Below are 17552 nucleotides of genomic sequence, written 5' to 3'. Positions count from 1 at the left end.
GCTTCTTCCCCCTTTCCATTGTACGCAGAAAAGCTCTCCCTGTCATCGCAAGGAAGAGCTGGTTATATTACTCAATAATTTTGATACGGACGGTTTTACGTCCGAATGCGTAGGCTTGTTCTTTTGTAGGTACAAAAACATCGATTTTATTTCCTTTGATGGCACCGCCAGTATCCCCAGCAATTGCATAGCCGTAGCCTTCCACCCAGACTTTAGAGCCTAGAGGAATGACACTTGGATCTACTGCAATGACTTTTAGATGCGGGTTGGCTTTTAAGTTGATTCCCGTAGCGGTAATCCCTGAACATCCTGTACAAGAAGCTGTATAGGCCGTAGCCGATACATAGAATTCACGCCCTTCTGGCTCTGAAGACGAACTTCGAGAGACAGGTTTAGAAGCAGACGCCTGCTGCGTAGCAGCGGCTACGACTACTTTCGTCCCAACGTGTACGACCTTGTTCGTTGCTTTTTCAGTGACTTCTTCTGAAAGTACTTTCTTAGCAACCACTTTGCCGTTCTCTTTCGTAAATTCAATCTTCTTCGCTAACGTTCCAGGTTTCCCTTCACGTACCACTTTTTCTTTGCCTTTTAAAAGCGAATCGTCTTTTTTAGTTTCCGTTTTAAACGCTATGTCTTCTTCCACTACATCGGTGACTTTTTCTACACGAGTAATTTGAACCACAGAGTCAGGTGTCACCACCTTATCCGGATCTAAGTTGACTCGGTCGAGTTTAGTAAGATGAATGCTGTGTTGTTTTAAAAAGTCAGCGACCGTAGTCGAAGTGGACCAAACGAGTTTTTCTGTAGTTCCGTCGATCAATTTTACTTGATACGCTTTCGCAATCGAAATTTCATTTTCTTGTCCGACCTCCGCATCTGCGGCAGGTGCAATCTGGTCATACTCGGTTACTTCAACGCCCGCTTGGGCTAAGATTTCTGATACGCGATCCGCGGTTGTGTCGATGGTTTGTGTTTTTCCATCGATTCGAATCGTAATAGTTTGTGCCTGTTCCCACTCCACTGCTAAATCATGAGCAATTGAAGTGTTCAATGAGGGATATACATGATCGGCTTGTGCTACCTCGATATTTTGTTCCTCGAGAAGTTCGCCTACTGTATCTGCATGAGTTGCTAATTCTTGTTGTTGTCCGTTGACAGTCAATGTAACCGTCTTTTTCGTCCCTTCGAATAATACGAAAGAAACGACTGCAAGAAATACAAGTAGAGTGACGATAGTCATCCACGTATCCTTGCTCCTCAATGAGTTAGAGAACAGGTTTTTCATGGTAAAATTTGACACGAAAAACGCCTCCTTATTCACTCGGATGATTATATCTAGAGGTCGAGATATTTGTCAAGCGCGATTGTCTGACCTTTATGACGATATGATGTCATCCGGTAGTGCTACCCAGTATGGAGGCGTCTTTCACGTTTTATTCAAATTCCGAAAAACTTTTTTGCATTTTGTGTAGTAACCTTCGCGACCTCTTCCACTGAAATCTCTTTGAGGCGAGCAATTTCCTCTGCCACAAGCGGCACATAAGAGGGCTCGTTTCGCTTGCCTCGGAATGGGTGCGGCGCGAGATACGGAGCGTCCGTTTCAATCAATAAATGCTCTAACTCGATCTCTTTTGCGACTTCTTTCGGTGTCTTCGCATTTTTGAACGTCACAGGGCCCCCTAGTGAGATCATAAAGTTCAGTCGGATGGCTTCACGAGCTGTCTCGACACTTCCACCGAAGCAATGCATGATGCCCCCTGTAAGTTCCGCTTCTTCTTCCCGCAAGATGCGCAAGACATCGGCTGTCGCTTCCCGGTTATGGATAATGAGCGGCAATTTGACACGCTGGGCGAGGCGAATATGTTTGCGGAACAGTTCCTGCTGTACGTCTTTTGGTGACTTGTCCCAGTAATAATCGAGACCTGTCTCTCCAATGCCGACGACTTTGTCATGAGCAGCCAGTTCTTCGATCCATTTTAAATCTTCTTCCGTGCAGTCTACCGCGTCTACCGGATGCCATCCGACCACTGCATAAATATCCGGATCTGCTTCTGCAAGAGCCATGGCACGCTTGATCGTCTTTGTATCAAATCCGATGACCACCATCTTCTGTACGCCTTTTTCTCGTGCACGCGAAATAACCTGCTCTAAATCTTCATCGTATTGATCTGCATTTAAATGCACATGTGTATCTATAAATTGCATGGAATCCACCTCTTTTAAAAGAGCCTGCTCATGATGGGCAGGCTCTTGTTTATTGGTTATTTGACTTGTGCGCCGTTTTCTAGCTTGTCATCGACTTCTGCAAGTGTCAGATAGCCATTTTTCGAGCCCGCTAAGATCATCCCTTGAGACAATTCTCCGCGAAGCTTCACAGGCTTCAAGTTTGCTACGACGATGACTTTCTTGCCGATCACGTCTTGCGGTTTGTAATGCTCTGCAATTCCTGATACAACTTGGCGTTGTTCATAACCAAGATCCAATTGCAGCTTCAATAGCTTAGATGTTTTCGGTACAGGCTCACAAGCTGTAACAGTTGCTACTCGCAAGTCGACTTTCATGAAATCGTCGATAGAAATCTCTTCGACTTCAGGAGCTTCTTCTTTTGGTTCTTCAACTGCAGCAGGAGCTGCTCCACCTTGCATCTGCTCACGAATATAAGCCGTCTCTTCCTCAACGTCTAAACGAGGGAAGATCGGAACACCTTTCTCAACCACTTTCGTTCCTTGTGGGATGCCGTGGAATGCGTCAAGACCACCCCATGCTAGGTTACTTTCAGAAAGACCTAACTGGCGAAGGATTTCGATTGGATTTTTCGTCAAGAATGGCTGGATTAAAATCGCTGTCAGACGTAAGCTCTCTGCCAAGTGCACCATTACAGACGCTAATTTCCCGCGACCTGCTTCTTCTTTAGCCAGAACCCATGGCTGTGTCTCATCGATGTACTTGTTTGTGCGTGAGATGAACGTCCAAATGTCCGATAGTACGATGCTGAACTGCATCTTCTCCATATTGTCTTCGACTTTTTGTTTCGTCTCCGCGAACAATTCGTGAAGCGTCTTGTCGAATTCCGTCTCTTCAGCAAGATCCACTGGAATCTCGCCATCGAAATATTTATTGATCATCGAAATCGTACGGTTCAACAAGTTTCCAAGATCGTTTGCAAGATCATAGTTCGTGCGCTCGACAAATGATTCTGGTGAGAACACACCATCTGAACCGAATGGCAACTCACGAAGTAGGAAGTAACGGGTAGCGTCTAGTCCGTAACGCTCTACTAGCATCTCTGGATAGACCACATTTCCTTTTGATTTCGACATCTTACCGTCTTTCATCATGATGAAGCCATGCGCGAACACTTTTTTCGGTAACGGCAAGTCTAGTGCCATTAAGAAAATCGGCCAGTAAATCGTATGGAAACGTACAATGTCTTTACCGACTACGTGAACGTCTGCTGGCCAGTAATATTTAAATTTAGAGTCGTCTTCAGAACCGTAGCCTAGTGCTGTGATGTAATTCGACAAAGCATCTACCCACACATAGATTACGTGTTTTGGGTCTCCAGGTACCTTGATTCCCCAATCAAACGATGTACGAGAGACGGATAAATCTTCGAGACCTGGCTTAATGAAGTTGTTGATCATCTCGTTCTTGCGAGACTCCGGCTCAATAAAGCCTGGATTTGCATCATAATACGCAAGTAAACGATCCGCGTATTTTTTCATGTTGAAGAAATAAGACTCTTCTTTTACCTTCTTGACCGGACGGCCACAGTCTGGGCAGTTGCCATCGACAAGCTGCTTCTCTGTAAAAAATGACTCACATGGCGTACAATAGTTTCCTTCGTACTCACCTTTATAGATGTCTCCGTTGTCTAAGAAACGCTGGAAGATCTTTTCGACAGCGTCTTTGTGACGTTTCTCTGTCGTGCGGATGAAGTCGTCGTACGAGATGTCCATAATCTCCCAGACCTTCTTTGCCGCTTCTGCAATCTCATCTACATAAGCTTGCGGCTCTTTGTTGTTCTCTTCCGCTTTCTCTTGGATCTTCTGACCGTGCTCGTCCATTCCTGTTAGAAAACGGACATCGTAGCCTTTCAAACGCTTGTAACGCGCAATCGCATCAGATGCAACCGTCGTATAGGCGGTTCCAATGTGGAACTTACCACTTGGATAGTAAATAGGAGTGGTGATATAAAATGTTTTTTTCTCTTCAGTCATGCGAATGCGCCTCCACTAGTTTCATTACTCTTCATTGTATCGAAATCGGGATGTCGATTCAATTGATGAAGAAATTCTCTTTTTGTCGACATGTCGAAAACATCATTCGACAAATCCACTTATCCCCTTAACTTGCTCTTTCTGCGTCATATTTGGAAACCTAAATGAAACTGACGTTATATTTTTATTATCATTAATTAATTATATCATATTATTACCATTTTTATCGAATCTTTCGAAACTTACATAATTGACGTATTTGGGAGTTGTTGGTATGATAAAATCCATAACCAAAACCATTTGTCGAAAAATGACGAATTTTATTCCGAGAGGGGAACCATCCAATGAAATCTACAGGTATTGTACGTAAAGTTGACGAACTAGGACGCGTTGTTATTCCAATCGAGCTTCGCCGCACATTAGGCATCGCCGAGAAAGACGCTCTTGAAATTTATGTAGACGATGACAAGATCATCTTAAAGAAATACTTACCAAACATGACTTGTGCAGTAACAGGCGAGGTATCAGATGATAACCTTCGTTTAGTTGGCGGAAAATTAATCCTTAGCCCAGAAGGCGCTGAGCAATTAATTAAAGAAATCCAAACCAACTTAACTAAATAAGCGTAATCCTCTTTTTTATAAAAAGCTGCCTTTCCTCACCGGAAGGCAGCTTCTCTCTTTTTTATGCGTCTTCTAAATGATACGCCGCGTAAACGTCTCTTTTGTTGAGCTGACGCGCCGTAGCCACTTCCTTGATTGCCTGCTTCGATGACAGGTCCTGTTGCACCATAAGAGTTTCGACATGGCGCTTGATATCAAGGTCTTCCCACCACTCAGCGGATCGATTCTCTTCGACCACCTGCTCCGAAGTTCCTTCAATCACTAAGCAAAACTCTCCACGAATTTCATTAGTCTCCGCCCACTGGATCGCTTCTTCTACAGTTCCACGAATGAACTCTTCAAATTTCTTTGTCAGTTCCCGAGCTAACACAATGCGACGCTCTGCACCAAGCACATCACGAATCGCTCCAAGGACTTCTTTTAGGCGGTGCGGTGCTTCATAAAAGACAGTCGTTTCCGTACGAGACAATAACGCTTCGAGTGCCGCTTTACGCTCCTTTTTGCCGCGTGGCAAGAATCCGTAAAATGTGAATGGTTGTGCAGTAATCCCCGAAGCAATCAATGCCGTCAAAGCAGCATTGGCTCCAGGAATCGGTACGACCGCAAAGCCTTCTGCAAGTGCCCTTCGCACAAGATCATCTCCTGGATCTGAGATACACGGCATGCCGGCATCACTCACGAGCGCTACTGATTTCCCTTCTTTTAAGAGATGAATTAATTTTACGCCACCCGCTTCTTCATTATGGGCATGATAGCTCACTAAGGGCGTTTCAATCTCAAAATAATGACAAAGCTTCTTCGTATTTCGTGTGTCTTCCGCAGCAATCACATCGACTTCTTTTAAGATGCGAATGGCTCGAAATGTCATGTCTTCTAGATTGCCAATTGGTGTTCCAACTAAATAAAGACAACTTGAATTCTCAAATTGATGAGATGATTGGATCTTCATGGGCTCGCATCCTTTCCAAATACTGCTCTTTTTGCTTACGTGTCAGCTGTTTGAACGCATACTCTTGTTTCATAGCTAATGAACGTGTTTCGAATTGCTCAAAATGGACTAACTTTACTGGGAGACGTGGCCGCGTATATTTGGCCCCCTTCCCCTCATTATGTTCCTTCAATCGACTCAACACATCTTTTGCATAGCCTGCATAGAAAGTCTCATCTTTACACAGCAACACATAGAAAAAATGACTATTTTTTACTTCCATATAAAATCTCCTCTATTTCTGCTGTGTACGACCCATTTTCTTGATAGACGATAACTGGAGGCAAGATTTTCACGTCCGGTTTGCCATCTTTGATACCTTCTATTAATAAGGTATTCGCTTCCTTACCTTCTTTCGGATAAACCAATTGAATGCGCTTCGGCTCCAAGCGGTTACGTTTCATCGCTTCGATCAGCTCAATCATCCGTCCTGGCCGGTGCACAAACGCTGCTTTCCCACCTTGCTTCAGAAGCGAACTGGCATTAGCTACCGCTTCTTCTAACGTCAAGTGGATCTCATGCCGCGCAATTGCATGATGCTCGAGTAGTTTCTGGTCTTGTGCCGCATCTGCAGTGAAATACGGAGGGTTGCATGTGACCGTGTCATACTTCTCAAAGCCGAGCTCACGTGCGATACCGCGTACATCGCCTTGCTGGATAGTGATCTGGTGTTGTAGCTCGTTGTACTGAACGCTACGTGTCGCCATATCAGCTAAGCGGTCTTGAAGTTCGACACCGATGATCGGTGCCTTGGTACGCGCACTTAGAAATAATGGGATGGCTCCGTTTCCTGTGCAGAGGTCTACAATCTGTCCGCGAGTCTTAGGGATGGATGCAAAGCGTGCGAGCAGCACGGCATCCAAGGAGAAGGAAAAGACAGAGGGGCTCTGTATGATGCGGAGGTCTTCCGCCAGTAGATAGTCCAGTCTCTCATCATCGCGTAGTAAATCCATTTCAGTCGCCTCTTTCTTTGAAAAAAGCTGACACCGAGTTCGGTATCAGCTGCTCATTACGTATCTTTATTTAAAAATGCCAAACAGAACATGCAATCCAACTCTTTGCGGGGACTTCCAAACTGCGGATGGCAGACATGGAACCCTTCCTGATACAGCCGAGCCAAGTTGTCATACCCTTCGCCGATGTCCCGCTTCGTCGGTCGCTTCTGCTCCTGGAGCTTTGCCTCTTCTGCATGAATAGCATCAAGACGCTCACGCAAGTGATGATTCTCTTGCTGCAACGTCTGGTGCTCCTCCATCATGATGGCAACAAACTCTTTCAAAGCCCGAAACTGCTCTTGCGTGGACTTTAATTGTTCTTCAAACGCAACAATCGTCTCCAAAAAATTACGGTCCATCACAACTCACCTCATCCATCTCTGCAGGTTACGAATGCTGCACTAGTTCTTCTAGGGAATATTCGAGTACACGCTGTCCTTCGAACAATTCGACACGCATGATACGCTCTAAAATATTCAAGCCGACAACTTTGCCTTTCCCTTCAGGCGTTGTCACTTTTTGACCAAGGTCCGGCAACAAAGCACGAGCCTCTTCGTATTCATCGTTCTCGTATTTCAAACAGCACATCAAACGGCCACACAAGCCCGAGATTTTAGATGGGTTGAGTGACAGGTTTTGATCTTTGGCCATCTTAATGGAAACGGGTTCAAAATCACCTAAAAATGTCGAACAACAGAGCAATCGACCACAAGGTCCCACGCCTCCGAGCATTTTCGCTTCATCACGAACTCCAATTTGACGCAGTTCAATCCGCGTGCGGAAAACAGACGCCAAATCCTTGACCAAATCACGGAAATCAACACGACCTTCTGCAGTGAAATAGAAAATGATCTTGTTTCGGTCGAATGTGAATTCCACATCTACCAGTTTCATTTCTAGCTGGCGTTCTCGAATCTTTGAATCCCCGAGTGCCAAAGCTTGAAGTGATTCAGATTTGTTTTCTTCCACTTGCAAACGGTCTTTTTGAGAGGCTGGACGCACTACTTTACGAAGAGGTAGCACGACGTCATTCTCATCCACTTCACGCACAGGAATGACGACCTTTCCAAACTCGACTCCACGAGCCGTTTCGACGATCACGTAATCGTCTAATTCACAGACAAATTCACCTGGATCAAAATAATATATTTTACCCGCTTTCTTGAAGCGGACACCAATTACTTTATACACCTGCATTAACCTCCCGCAGCTCTATAACTAGCTGCTCCATTAACAACGTACGATTCGCATTCTGATGAAGACGACGTCTGGCTTTCATGATGTGTTCTAACTGGTAGGTCAATTGCTCAAACGTGCTTCGCATAGCGATTTGCTCCCATAGCGCTTTTTTATCGGGAAACGTACAGTCGCTTCCGGGATTTGCTTTACAAGCTACGATATCTCGATATGCAAAAAGCAGTAAATCTAGTATGCGCTCTGCTTTTTCTTTATCCTTCAGCAAAGGAATCACATGTTCATGTGCTTGGACGAACGCATGCGCTGTTCCACGTTCCAGTGCCTCCATTAATTTTAACACGCCTCTTCTCGCAAGTCCAAACTCCTCTTCTTCTGTAAGAGCCAGTCCTTCTTCCACCGAATTGGCCATTTTGCTGATTGTCGACGCCATACTTTCCGTTACGTCTCGTTCCATCAATTGCTGCTTCAACTGTTGGGAAGGAATGGGCTGCAAGGTCATTTGTTGACACCGGGAGCGAATGGTCGGAAGAAGTGCATGGGGTTGGTTGGTCAATAAGATGGCCGTGACATCACTTGTCGGTTCTTCAAGAAATTTAAGTAGGGCATTAGCCGATGATGCGTTCATGCGGTGCGCTTCGTGAACGATATAAAATTTCCTACCGGACTCACGAGCCGTCTTGCTGAGTTCGTGAATGAGCTGATCAATCTGCTCTCGTTTAATGAATTGACCATCTGCTACGACAGAATGGACGTTCAAATGGTTGCCTGATTTCAACAATCGACACGCTCGACATGTTTCACATGGAACATTTTGCGGGTTTTCACAAAGCGTCATTTGAATTAAAAAATGCGCGACCGCTTCTTTTCCGGAGCCTTGTTCTCCTGTTAACAATACGGCGTGACTAAGTCTTTCACTTTGAATCATGCGGGTTAGTTGGGCGACCAGCCGTGGCTGGCGCTCGGGTGCCTGACTTGCTTGCCAGTCCATGACAGAATCCCCCTTCTTTTTGGTTTGTGTTAATGATATTTCGTTGTATGTAGAAGAAATTGTGCTTGATGCATGAGAAATTATGCTTCTTGCAGAACAAACACTGTTTGATGTACATACAATTTCTCCATGTAGAATAAATCTTCGTTTATGTCGAATAAATCTGTGTTTCGGTAGATTAATTCTTGGTTTGTGTCGAATAAATCCTCGTTTTGGTAGAAGAACGACCGCTCAGCTGGGCGAGTCGGCTTCACTTTTCTCGGTGTCTAGTTGCGCCTCCTAGAAACACACGCCAAATGTCATCGCAGCCGATGAGGCCAAAAACGCCTCCCCGTCCACGCTGACATTTACCGGAGTTTCTGAACAGTCGGCTCCACTTTTCTCGGTGTCTAGTTGCACAGGCTAGAAATACATTCAAAAATCGTTCACCCCAACCGAGGCAAAGAACGCCTCAATTGGGCCGCCCAATTTTTGAAGCATTTCTGGCAAGCCTGTTCCACTTTTCTCTTTAAAAAAACCGCGTGCGCATTATGCGACACACGGCCCATCGTGTTTATTAAAAGTGGTGGAAATGCTCGATTGGCATGACGAATACTGTAGCGCCACCCACTTCAACTTCCACCGGGTACGGAATGTACGAATCCGCATTCCCGCCCATCGGCGATACCGGAGCGACCATTTGTTCACGTGCACGACAGTTATCTCGTATTAAATCCAGTACAGTAGGTACTAGGTGATCTTCAGTTCCAATTAAAAAGGTTGTGTTCCCAGAACGTAGGAAGCCTCCCGTACTGGCAAGCTTGGTTGCCCGGAATTTTGCCTTTGTCAGGGCATTGGATAAACGGTTGCTGTCTTGATCTTGAACGACGGCGACAACGAGTTTCATAGGATCCACCTCCATTTTATCTTAGTATACCATATTGAGGTCCTTGCGAATGTGTGCATACATCTCTTCTTCGACCTCTGCCATGGATTTTCCTGCATCGATTCTGACAATTCGATCAGAAAATTTCTCGCATAGCTGTTGGTAGCCTTCGTAGACTTTTTGGTGGAACGCAAGACCTTCTTCATCCAAACGGTTCACTTCACGAACGGCCGATGCTTCAATACGACGTAGCCCCTCTTCCGGAGTAATGTCAAAGAAATACGTGCGAGTCGGAAGAAAACCTTCAATCGCAAATTGATTGATGGACCATACTTCATCGACACCCAGTCCTCTTGCATAGCCTTGGTAGGCAAGGGAGCTATCTACAAAGCGATCGCAGATGACGACTTTGCCTTCTTTTAGTGCCGGATGTACTTTTTCGACAAGGTGCTGACGGCGAGCCGCTGCATAGAGAAGTGCCTCTGTCCGGCTATCCATAGCTGTGTTCTTTGTATCATGTAAAACTTCGCGAATCTGTTCGGCAATCGGAATACCACCCGGTTCCCTTGTCAACATGACGTCCACACCTTCTTGACGCAGGCGATCTGCTACTCGCTGAGTAATGGTTGTCTTCCCCGCTCCATCCGGTCCTTCAATTGTTAAAAAATAGCCCTTCATTCGTTTTCTTCCTCCAGTACATAGACGTGACGTTCTGATAGACGATGCTCTCCTTGGAACGACGCTTTCCCCATCAGACATTCTTCGAGTTGAACAAGTGTTTTCACAGTAAATTTCTCGCCAGGCAATAGCAGCGGGATTCCCGGTGGATACGGGATGATGGCTCCTTTTGCGATGCGTCCGATAGCTTTCGTGTAAGGAATCCATTCGCCTCTTCCGCGTTGCACGGTAGCTAGCGGGACTTCCAGTTTCGTGAGTTGGTTTGCTGTGACTGCTGTGACGACAGGTAATGCCTGCGGCCGAACGTTCTTTAGGGCTTCACAAGCACGCTTGACGCGACTGCGAAGTTCTGCAAAGCGGTAATCTTCTCCGTATTTGAGTAAAGGCAGCATAAACAGCACATGCTGACCATGGGCTAGTTCTACAAATACTCCTTGTTGCTCTAAAACCTCTTTCACTTGGTGGCCGGCATGCTGACCAAAACGAATCATCAGCTTGAGCGGGTCGTCTACTTCCACGATGTCGAGACCCGTAAGCCCTTGAAGACTATCGAGAAACAAGGCTCTCTTGTCCATCAAGTGATGGTAGTCTCGCGGTGTGAAACTTGCGATATAAGCACGCGCATCATCTAGAGACGCCATGATCGGATAGGACGGACTACTCGACTGCAGCATCCGCAGCGCATGTTCGAGACGATCCTTAGAGACGAGCTCCGAGTTGAAGTGTAAAAACGACCCCATCGTCATGGCAGGTAGACTTTTATGAGCCGACTGCACGACCACATCCGCTCCGCATTCTAGAGCCGAGACTGGAAAATAGTCAGATGCTTGGAAATGGGCTCCATGCGCTTCATCCACAAGAACGGGTACTTGTCTTTCATGACACCATGCAACAAGTTCCATCAAATCAGAAACCACACCAAAATACGTCGGGGTCGTAAGTGCCACAGCACGAATCGTCGGAAACTGCGAGAAGGCCTGTTGGACACCCGCTAATGTAATGTGCGCCGCTGTCTCTGTACGGTGGTCCCATTCCGGTGTGATGAAAATAGGTTCCACGCGCGCCAGTTCCAGTGCATGAAATACGGATTTATGGGCATTACGCTGAACGAGTACGTGATCTCCGGGCTCGGTCGCTGCAAGTAGCATGGCTAAATTGCCGACGGTAGAGCCGTTCACTAGGAAGTAGCTGCTTCGCGCTCCGTAAAACCTACCCAACAAGTCTTGTGCTTCGGCAATCACGCCTTCTGGTGCATGCAAATCGTCAAGCTCGGTCAGCTCGGTCACGTCGTAAGCAAGTCCGTCTCGCAACGCTTTCGGTAATGTACTGAAATAGCCGTTCTTATGCCCCGGTACATGTAGGGACATTGGCTGTTTTTCTGCAAATTGTTGTAATTTTTCTACAAGGGGTCGGCGCATAGAAAACGCTCCTTTTTTCTGTGTGCTCTCAGTATACCATCAAGATGAGGTGGGACTCATTTTTTTCAAGGCTACGAGCAGGAGATCTCGTTCCTCTTGTGTGAGTCGAGAGAAGTTCTCTTCTAGATAGGTAAAGTGCTCTTGAAGTAGGCTAGAGATTACTTTCTCCCCAAGTTTCGTGATTTCAACAAAGGAGCAACGCTTATCTGTCGGGCACGGTCGCTTGGTGGCCAGTTCTTTTCGTAGCAACCGGTTCGTGACATTTGTGATACTGCCGCTTGGAATGTCGAGTGTAGAGCTTAGCTGTTGAACTGTATAAGACGTCTCTGGGTTACCATGCAACAATTCTAAGACGCGGAAGCTATCAAGCGTCAGCCCATACCCTTCCATTCGACGTGTCACACTTTGCAGATAGCGTTTGCTCGTTTGGAACCATAATGCATATAAATTATCTGTTGCCATTGCATTGACCTCCTGTAATCGCTTTCAACTACTTTACTTATAGGATAAATAAAAAAATTGCAATAATCAAGGTATAACAACATTTTCTTGATTCATTGACAGCTATATATCCTAATGATAGGATACATTTTTGTCCTCTTTAGAGGACAACTGATTTTAGAACAGATGAGAGGAGTGATTCCACATGCTGAGCATTTTAACAGGACTTTTATTACTGATGGTCCTTGCCTACTTCGGTTGGTCGATCTTATGGGTTGCCCCACTCGCCGCTGGTGTAGTTGCCCTCATGAGTGGATTAGACGTATTTGATACGTATACTGGTACCTACATGGAAGGACTAGTTGGCTTTGTAGTCAAATGGTTCCCCATTTTCTTATTAGGAGCCGTCTTCGGTAAATTGATGGAGACGACAGGAGCTGCGAAAGCCGTAGCCTTGAAAGTAACACAACTGATTGGGAAAAAGCGCGCTATTCTTGGCGTTCTAATTGCAGCAGCTGTACTGACTTACGGTGGCGTGAGCTTATTCGTAGTCGTATTCGCCATTTACCCGATCGCACTAGAATTGTTCCGTGAAGCAAACGTGTCACGTAAGCTGCTTGTTCCGACATTTGCACTCGGTGCTTTCACTTTTACAATGACATCGATGCCGGGAACACCACAGATTCAAAACTTGATTCCAATGGATTACTTCGGCACTACGCCAATGGCTGGTCCAATTATTGGAATCGTGACATCTCTGATCATGGCAGTGGGAGGCTACGCTTGGCTCCACTTCCGTCAAAAGCAATTGACGAAAGCTGGCGAAGGCTTTACAGAGCCATCGAAAAAACTAGAAGCAGATGACCAACAAGTCGTTCCGAACTGGATCATCTCACTGCTTCCATTAGCAGTGGTCGTCATCCTGTTGAACGGATTCAAGTTAGAACCACTTTACGCGCTGTTACTAGGAATCCTTGCGATTCTATTGCTTAATGTTCGCCTGTACAAAACCTTCATCGAATCTATCAATGAAGGCGCCAAAGGGTCTGTCATGGCCATCTTAAATACGAGTGCTGCTGTTGGATTCGGAGCCGTCATTGCAGTTGTACCTGCTTTTGATAGCATCACTAACTGGTTGCTCGGGATTTCCGACAATCCACTCGTTGCGGAGGCTGTCTCTGTACAAGTTATGGCCATTATTACAGGTTCTGCTTCAGGCGGAATGGGCATTGCGCTCAGCACGTTAGGCGATACCTTCGCTAGCTTGTCTCAATCGACAGGTATCAGTGCAGAAGTGTTTCACCGAATCGCATCCGTCGCTTCAGGGGCTTCTATCTTCCCGAACAACGGTGCTTTACTAACGCTTCTTGCAGTCACTGGTCTCACTCACCGTGAAACATATAAAGATGTCTGTATGGTTGCCTTCCTGATTCCGACTATCGCACTAATCGTCGGTGTCATCATGGGTGCCATTGGATTAATTTAATTACATTAGAGGAGGAACTCACATGGTAGAAAACAAAGTAGTCATCATTACAGGATCTGCACGTGGAATTGAATTTGAAATCGGAAAGTATTTCGCTGAAGCTGGCGCGAAAGTCGTTCTTTCTGACATCAACGAAGAAGGCGTAAAAGCATCTGCAGAAGAATTGAACGCACTAGGCTTTACATCGATTGGTGTAAAAGCAGACGTAACAATCGAAGACGATTTGATCAACTTAGTGGAAACAACAAAATCTACATTCGGTTCAGTAGACGTTCTAATCAACAATGCAGGACTGCAGCACGTCTCTCCAATCGAAGATTTCCCAACAGCGAAGTTTGAATTGACGCAGAAAATCATGCTTACAGCACCTTTCATCTTAATGAAGCACGTCTTCCCAATCATGAAAGAGCAAGGTTTCGGTCGCGTGATCAACATCGCGTCAATCAATGGGGTCATCGGTTTCGCAGGCAAAGCGGCTTACAATAGCGCGAAGCACGGCGTTATCGGTCTTACAAAAGTAGCGGCTCTTGAAGGCGCGGAACACGGAATCACTGTGAATGCGATCGCACCTGGATACGTCGACACACCATTTGTACGTGGTCAAATGGCGGATTTAGCAGCAACACGCAACTTGGCAATCGAAGATGTATTAGATGAAGTGTTATACCCATTGATTCCTCAAAAACGTCTTTTAGACGTGAGCGAAGTTGCACACGCAGCCTTGTTCTTAGCTTCTGAGCAAGCTAAAGGTATGACTGGTTAGACGATGATTATCGATGGCGGTTACACAGCTCAATAAGCACTTCATAGACAGTCCCAAAGTAGGGGCTGTCTTTTTTCATGCAGGAAATCTCCCCTTCTTTCACGAATGGTACCAACAAAGCGAAAAAAGGAGCGGATTGGAATGGAACTTACGATTGCAAAAAACGACCACCCTATTGTTTTACATACAGCGATGGCCAATCGCCATGGATTGATAGCAGGAGCAACTGGAACAGGAAAAACCGTCACTTTGAAAGTCGTAGCAGAAGCCTTCAGTAAAGCCGGTGTCCCGGTATTTCTATCTGATATCAAAGGCGACCTCGGAAGTGCTGCAGAACCTGGTGTGATGAATGACAAGATTCAAGAACGACTAGACAGCATGCAACTCACCGATTTCAAGTTTCGTTCGTTCCCAACGACTTTCTGGGACATTTACGGACAACAAGGTCTCCCGATTCGCGCGTCCTTATCTGAGATGGGGCCTCTCCTGCTCTCTCGCCTTCTCGATTTGAACGAGACACAATCGAGCATTCTACACATCGTCTTTCAGATTGCCGATGAACAAGGCCTATTGTTGATTGATCTGAAAGATTTGAAAGAGATGTTGCATCACGTCAGTTCGGAGTTGAGGACGTATACGGTTTCTCATGGACATATGACCAAGCAATCCATCGGTGCCATCCAGCGTAGCATCACCTCTCTTGAAGCACAAGGCGCAGACCGCTTTTTTGGCGAGCCGAGTCTTAACTTGAATGATTTAATGACGCTCGATGAGGAGGGTTTTGGAACCATTAACGTGCTGACAGCGACAGAGCTGATTGGACAACCGAAGACGTACACCACGTTCTTGCTATGGCTACTGTCCGAACTTTTTGAGGAACTTCCGGAAGTTGGCGACCTCGAGAAGCCCAAACTAGTCTTCTTCTTTGATGAAGCGCATCTGCTATTTGATGATGCTCCGAAAGCGCTGCTCGAGCAAGTCGAGAAAGTCGTCCGCCTGATTCGTTCTAAAGGAGTCGGCATCTACTTCATCACGCAAAATCCAATCGACCTGCCGGAAACGGTACTCGGTCAACTCGGCAATCGCATCCAGCATGCCTTGCGAGCTTATACACCGCGAGACCAAAAGGCCGTGAAAGCAGCAGCAGAGACATTTCGTATCAACCCAGATCTGGATGTCGAAACCGCCATCACCGAACTAAAAACGGGAGAAGCATTGATTTCTCTGTTAGATGCAGAAGGACGCCCTTCTATAGTAGAAAGAGCATTGATTTTGCCTCCGGAGAGCAAAATTGGTGTAGTAGACGCTGCTCTACGCCAGCAATTGATTCAGGCATCTCCTCTTGCTTCCCATTACAATAAAGTCGTTGATCGAGAGTCGGCTTATGAAGTCTTGAAAGAACGTATAGAAAAAACAGCGTTGACTCCACCAGCTGAGGTTCCAAAATCAAAGCCTGCTCCCAAGTCGGCACCTCGAAAGAAAGCCTCTGCATTCGAGAAAGCGGCCACGAGTCTGTTAAATACTGTCGGTAGACAACTAGGACGAGAGCTGGTGCGTGGACTTCTAGGAGGACTTAAAAAGCGCTGAGAACTGTCCGAGTTTGTTCACATCCAACTGCCAACGCTTCTGATAAGCTAGCAGTAAGGAGGCGAGACAAATGGGAATCGGATACGAGTGGGTGATTTTCATACATGTGGTGAGCGCCATCGGTTCTATTGGTCCCTTATTCGTTATGCTCGTCATTGTGCAGTTACTGAAACACCATCCAACATCGTTAGATACCACTACCGCTCTTCGCATCTTTCGAGAGTCTGTACGTTTCATCAAACATGCGGGTCATGTTCTTGTGGCATCGGGTATAGTATTAGTAGCTTGGGGTCCGTGGGAATGGCGACACTCTTGGATTGTACTTACTTTATTTTTGATGGTCATATCCATCTTTTTTTTGGCAAGCGCCTTCAAGCGCGTTTTCCGGGCAGTTGAAGCACACTCTATTTCTTATGAGGCCATGGTGTTCCAACTGGGACGGGCCACTTGGATTTATTTGATTTTGTTGGGTATTATGCTCGCCTTCATGGTTTTGAAGCCGATGCTGTGATAGTGTATCGTAGAGATTTATTAGGCTGGAGGAGTTGCTGATTTAGCGACTTTTTCAGTCTTTTTGTTTGTAAGGGGAAGTTTTTTCTAGTAAGAGCTTTTAAGTCTCAAAGGCTTTTCTAGAAAGGGCTGGTTTGAGGCATTCATTCATTTGAGGGGATTTTTCGTTGCTTTGGTATGAAAATGATTTGCGATGATCTTAAAAGTGGGGCCAGTGATTGATGCTTTGATGCGCATCGTCGGCAGATGGACCATTTACGGAGGCAGATATCGATTTTACGTCGGCAGTTGACGCTTTTGCGTCGAGACCTCGTTCGTTCCTAGGCGCATCGTCGGCAGATGGAACGTTTACAGGGGTCAGATATCGATTTTACGTCGGCAGTTGGCGCGTTTTCGTCGAGACCTGCCTTGTAGTATCTGCACCAATAGTCTCCACCATATATGCTCTTGCTAGAAAGGCCCTTCTACCATTAAAAGGCTGGCCCTAAGAGTCAGTTGCGCTTCTACACGTAATCGAGTTGCAGGCGTTAGAAATACATTCAAAGATCATTCGCACCCACAGAGGCAGAGGGCGCCTCTATGGGTACGCCTGATCTCCGAAGCATTTCTGGGCGAACGCCTTCCACATCTAAAAATATACAAAAAAGGCCATCCCTCTCGGGATGACCTCTTTCCATGTTGCCCAGCGACGTCCTACTCTCACAGGGGGAGACCCCCAACTACCATCGGCGCTGAAGAGCTTAACTTCCGTGTTCGGTATGGGAACGGGTGTGACCTCTTCGCCATCATCACT

The 17552-nt window shown here is 46.1% G+C and carries 18 protein-coding genes and 1 rRNA gene; 5 read left to right on the top strand and 14 right to left on the bottom strand.

The features are described from left to right. Nucleotides 1–67: 67 nt before the first annotated feature. From CF394_RS03715 to metG, 3 genes are all read right to left on the bottom strand, one after another. Nucleotides 68–1300 (bottom strand): resuscitation-promoting factor, encoded by a 1233-nt coding sequence (locus CF394_RS03715; RefSeq protein WP_094941893.1) that lies wholly within the window; start codon nucleotides 1298–1300, stop codon nucleotides 68–70. Nucleotides 1301–1437: 137 nt separating this feature from the next. After that, a complete protein-coding gene (locus tag CF394_RS03710; RefSeq protein WP_094941892.1) occupies nucleotides 1438–2205 on the bottom strand; it encodes a TatD family hydrolase in 768 nt (255 codons plus the stop codon). A 56-nt stretch (nucleotides 2206–2261) separates the two neighbouring features. Beyond that, nucleotides 2262–4220 (bottom strand): methionine--tRNA ligase, encoded by a 1959-nt coding sequence (metG, locus tag CF394_RS03705; protein ID WP_094941891.1) that lies wholly within the window; start codon nucleotides 4218–4220, stop codon nucleotides 2262–2264. A gap of 344 nt (nucleotides 4221–4564) precedes the next feature. Between metG and abrB the strand changes: the two genes are divergently transcribed. Beyond that, nucleotides 4565–4843 (top strand): transition state genes transcriptional regulator AbrB, encoded by a 279-nt coding sequence (abrB, locus tag CF394_RS03700; RefSeq protein WP_094941890.1) that lies wholly within the window; start codon nucleotides 4565–4567, stop codon nucleotides 4841–4843. A 61-nt stretch (nucleotides 4844–4904) separates the two neighbouring features. Here the strand turns inward: abrB and rsmI are convergent, their stop codons facing one another. From rsmI to CF394_RS03650, 10 genes are all read right to left on the bottom strand, one after another. Further along, nucleotides 4905–5792 (bottom strand): 16S rRNA (cytidine(1402)-2'-O)-methyltransferase, encoded by an 888-nt coding sequence (rsmI, locus tag CF394_RS03695; RefSeq protein WP_094941889.1) that lies wholly within the window; start codon nucleotides 5790–5792, stop codon nucleotides 4905–4907. Next, nucleotides 5764–6054 carry a GIY-YIG nuclease family protein gene (locus CF394_RS03690; RefSeq protein ID WP_094941888.1) on the bottom strand — a complete coding sequence of 97 codons (291 nt, stop codon included), beginning with the start codon at nucleotides 6052–6054 and terminating at the stop codon, nucleotides 5764–5766. Before CF394_RS03690 ends, rsmI begins: the two co-directional genes overlap by 29 nt. Continuing rightward, the gene (locus CF394_RS03685; RefSeq protein WP_094941887.1) at nucleotides 6038–6784 is read right to left on the bottom strand and encodes a tRNA1(Val) (adenine(37)-N6)-methyltransferase; all 747 of its coding nucleotides are present in this window, start codon (nucleotides 6782–6784) and stop codon (nucleotides 6038–6040) included. The genes CF394_RS03690 and CF394_RS03685 overlap by 17 nt, the downstream gene beginning before the upstream one ends. 56 nt (nucleotides 6785–6840) lie before the next feature. Then, nucleotides 6841–7188: a DNA replication initiation control protein YabA gene (gene yabA / locus CF394_RS03680; protein ID WP_094941886.1), complete on the bottom strand. Its 348-nt coding sequence runs from the start codon at nucleotides 7186–7188 to the stop codon at nucleotides 6841–6843. A gap of 25 nt (nucleotides 7189–7213) precedes the next feature. After that, entirely contained in the window at nucleotides 7214–8017 is an 804-nt protein-coding gene (locus CF394_RS03675) for a PSP1 domain-containing protein (protein WP_094941885.1), read from the bottom strand. Further along, the gene (gene holB, locus CF394_RS03670; RefSeq protein WP_094941884.1) at nucleotides 8010–9011 is read right to left on the bottom strand and encodes a DNA polymerase III subunit delta'; all 1002 of its coding nucleotides are present in this window, start codon (nucleotides 9009–9011) and stop codon (nucleotides 8010–8012) included. Before holB ends, CF394_RS03675 begins: the two co-directional genes overlap by 8 nt. Nucleotides 9012–9567: 556 nt before the next feature. Beyond that, on the bottom strand, nucleotides 9568–9897 hold the full coding sequence (gene darA / locus CF394_RS03665) for a cyclic di-AMP receptor DarA (RefSeq protein WP_094941883.1): 330 nt from the start codon (nucleotides 9895–9897) through the stop codon (nucleotides 9568–9570). A gap of 21 nt (nucleotides 9898–9918) precedes the next feature. Continuing rightward, entirely contained in the window at nucleotides 9919–10554 is a 636-nt protein-coding gene (gene tmk, locus CF394_RS03660; protein ID WP_094941882.1) for a dTMP kinase, read from the bottom strand. Then, entirely contained in the window at nucleotides 10551–11972 is a 1422-nt protein-coding gene (locus tag CF394_RS03655; RefSeq protein ID WP_094941881.1) for an aminotransferase class I/II-fold pyridoxal phosphate-dependent enzyme, read from the bottom strand. The genes tmk and CF394_RS03655 overlap by 4 nt, the downstream gene beginning before the upstream one ends. A 39-nt stretch (nucleotides 11973–12011) precedes the next feature. Continuing rightward, entirely contained in the window at nucleotides 12012–12434 is a 423-nt protein-coding gene (locus tag CF394_RS03650) for a MarR family winged helix-turn-helix transcriptional regulator (RefSeq protein WP_094941880.1), read from the bottom strand. A 184-nt stretch (nucleotides 12435–12618) separates the two neighbouring features. Here CF394_RS03650 and CF394_RS03645 point away from each other — a divergent pair, with 184 nt between their 5' ends. The 4 genes from CF394_RS03645 to CF394_RS03630 all read left to right on the top strand — a co-directional run bounded on the left by CF394_RS03645 (nucleotide 12619) and on the right by CF394_RS03630 (nucleotide 16760). Continuing rightward, a complete protein-coding gene (locus tag CF394_RS03645; RefSeq protein ID WP_094941879.1) occupies nucleotides 12619–13899 on the top strand; it encodes a GntP family permease in 1281 nt (426 codons plus the stop codon). 22 nt (nucleotides 13900–13921) lie between these two features. Then, on the top strand, nucleotides 13922–14662 hold the full coding sequence (locus CF394_RS03640; protein WP_094941878.1) for a 3-hydroxybutyrate dehydrogenase: 741 nt from the start codon (nucleotides 13922–13924) through the stop codon (nucleotides 14660–14662). 141 nt (nucleotides 14663–14803) lie between these two features. Next, nucleotides 14804–16249 (top strand): helicase HerA-like domain-containing protein, encoded by a 1446-nt coding sequence (locus CF394_RS03635; protein WP_094941877.1) that lies wholly within the window; start codon nucleotides 14804–14806, stop codon nucleotides 16247–16249. A 70-nt stretch (nucleotides 16250–16319) separates the two neighbouring features. Then, nucleotides 16320–16760 carry a hypothetical protein gene (locus CF394_RS03630; RefSeq protein ID WP_094941876.1) on the top strand — a complete coding sequence of 147 codons (441 nt, stop codon included), beginning with the start codon at nucleotides 16320–16322 and terminating at the stop codon, nucleotides 16758–16760. 679 nt (nucleotides 16761–17439) lie between these two features. Here CF394_RS03630 and rrf read toward each other — a convergent pair. Then, nucleotides 17440–17552: ribosomal RNA gene (rrf, locus tag CF394_RS03625) — 5S ribosomal RNA — on the bottom strand; the annotation flags it as partial.

The organism is Tetzosporium hominis, from assembly GCF_002265435.1.
GTDB classification, from domain to species: domain Bacteria; phylum Bacillota; class Bacilli; order Bacillales_A; family Planococcaceae; genus Chryseomicrobium; species Chryseomicrobium hominis.
Note: the sequence above shows the minus strand (reverse complement) of the source record. Positions and strands in the feature narration are given on the sequence as shown.

Bases quoted from the DNA above. Each gene is read 5' to 3' on its own strand.
- CF394_RS03710 (WP_094941892.1), bottom strand. From the start codon at position 2,205: ATGCAATTTATAGATACACATGTGCATTTAAATGCAGATCAATACGAT.
- metG (WP_094941891.1), bottom strand. From the start codon at position 4,220: ATGACTGAAGAGAAAAAAACATTTTATATCACCACTCCTATTTACTAT.
- abrB (WP_094941890.1), top strand. From the start codon at position 4,565: ATGAAATCTACAGGTATTGTACGTAAAGTTGACGAACTAGGACGCGTT.
- rsmI (WP_094941889.1), bottom strand. From the start codon at position 5,792: ATGAAGATCCAATCATCTCATCAATTTGAGAATTCAAGTTGTCTTTAT.
- CF394_RS03690 (WP_094941888.1), bottom strand. From the start codon at position 6,054: ATGGAAGTAAAAAATAGTCATTTTTTCTATGTGTTGCTGTGTAAAGAT.
- CF394_RS03685 (WP_094941887.1), bottom strand. From the start codon at position 6,784: ATGGATTTACTACGCGATGATGAGAGACTGGACTATCTACTGGCGGAA.
- holB (WP_094941884.1), bottom strand. From the start codon at position 9,011: ATGGACTGGCAAGCAAGTCAGGCACCCGAGCGCCAGCCACGGCTGGTC.
- darA (WP_094941883.1), bottom strand. From the start codon at position 9,897: ATGAAACTCGTTGTCGCCGTCGTTCAAGATCAAGACAGCAACCGTTTA.
- tmk (WP_094941882.1), bottom strand. From the start codon at position 10,554: ATGAAGGGCTATTTTTTAACAATTGAAGGACCGGATGGAGCGGGGAAG.
- CF394_RS03655 (WP_094941881.1), bottom strand. From the start codon at position 11,972: ATGCGCCGACCCCTTGTAGAAAAATTACAACAATTTGCAGAAAAACAG.
- CF394_RS03650 (WP_094941880.1), bottom strand. From the start codon at position 12,434: ATGGCAACAGATAATTTATATGCATTATGGTTCCAAACGAGCAAACGC.
- CF394_RS03645 (WP_094941879.1), top strand. From the start codon at position 12,619: ATGCTGAGCATTTTAACAGGACTTTTATTACTGATGGTCCTTGCCTAC.
- CF394_RS03640 (WP_094941878.1), top strand. From the start codon at position 13,922: ATGGTAGAAAACAAAGTAGTCATCATTACAGGATCTGCACGTGGAATT.
- CF394_RS03635 (WP_094941877.1), top strand. From the start codon at position 14,804: ATGGAACTTACGATTGCAAAAAACGACCACCCTATTGTTTTACATACA.
- CF394_RS03630 (WP_094941876.1), top strand. From the start codon at position 16,320: ATGGGAATCGGATACGAGTGGGTGATTTTCATACATGTGGTGAGCGCC.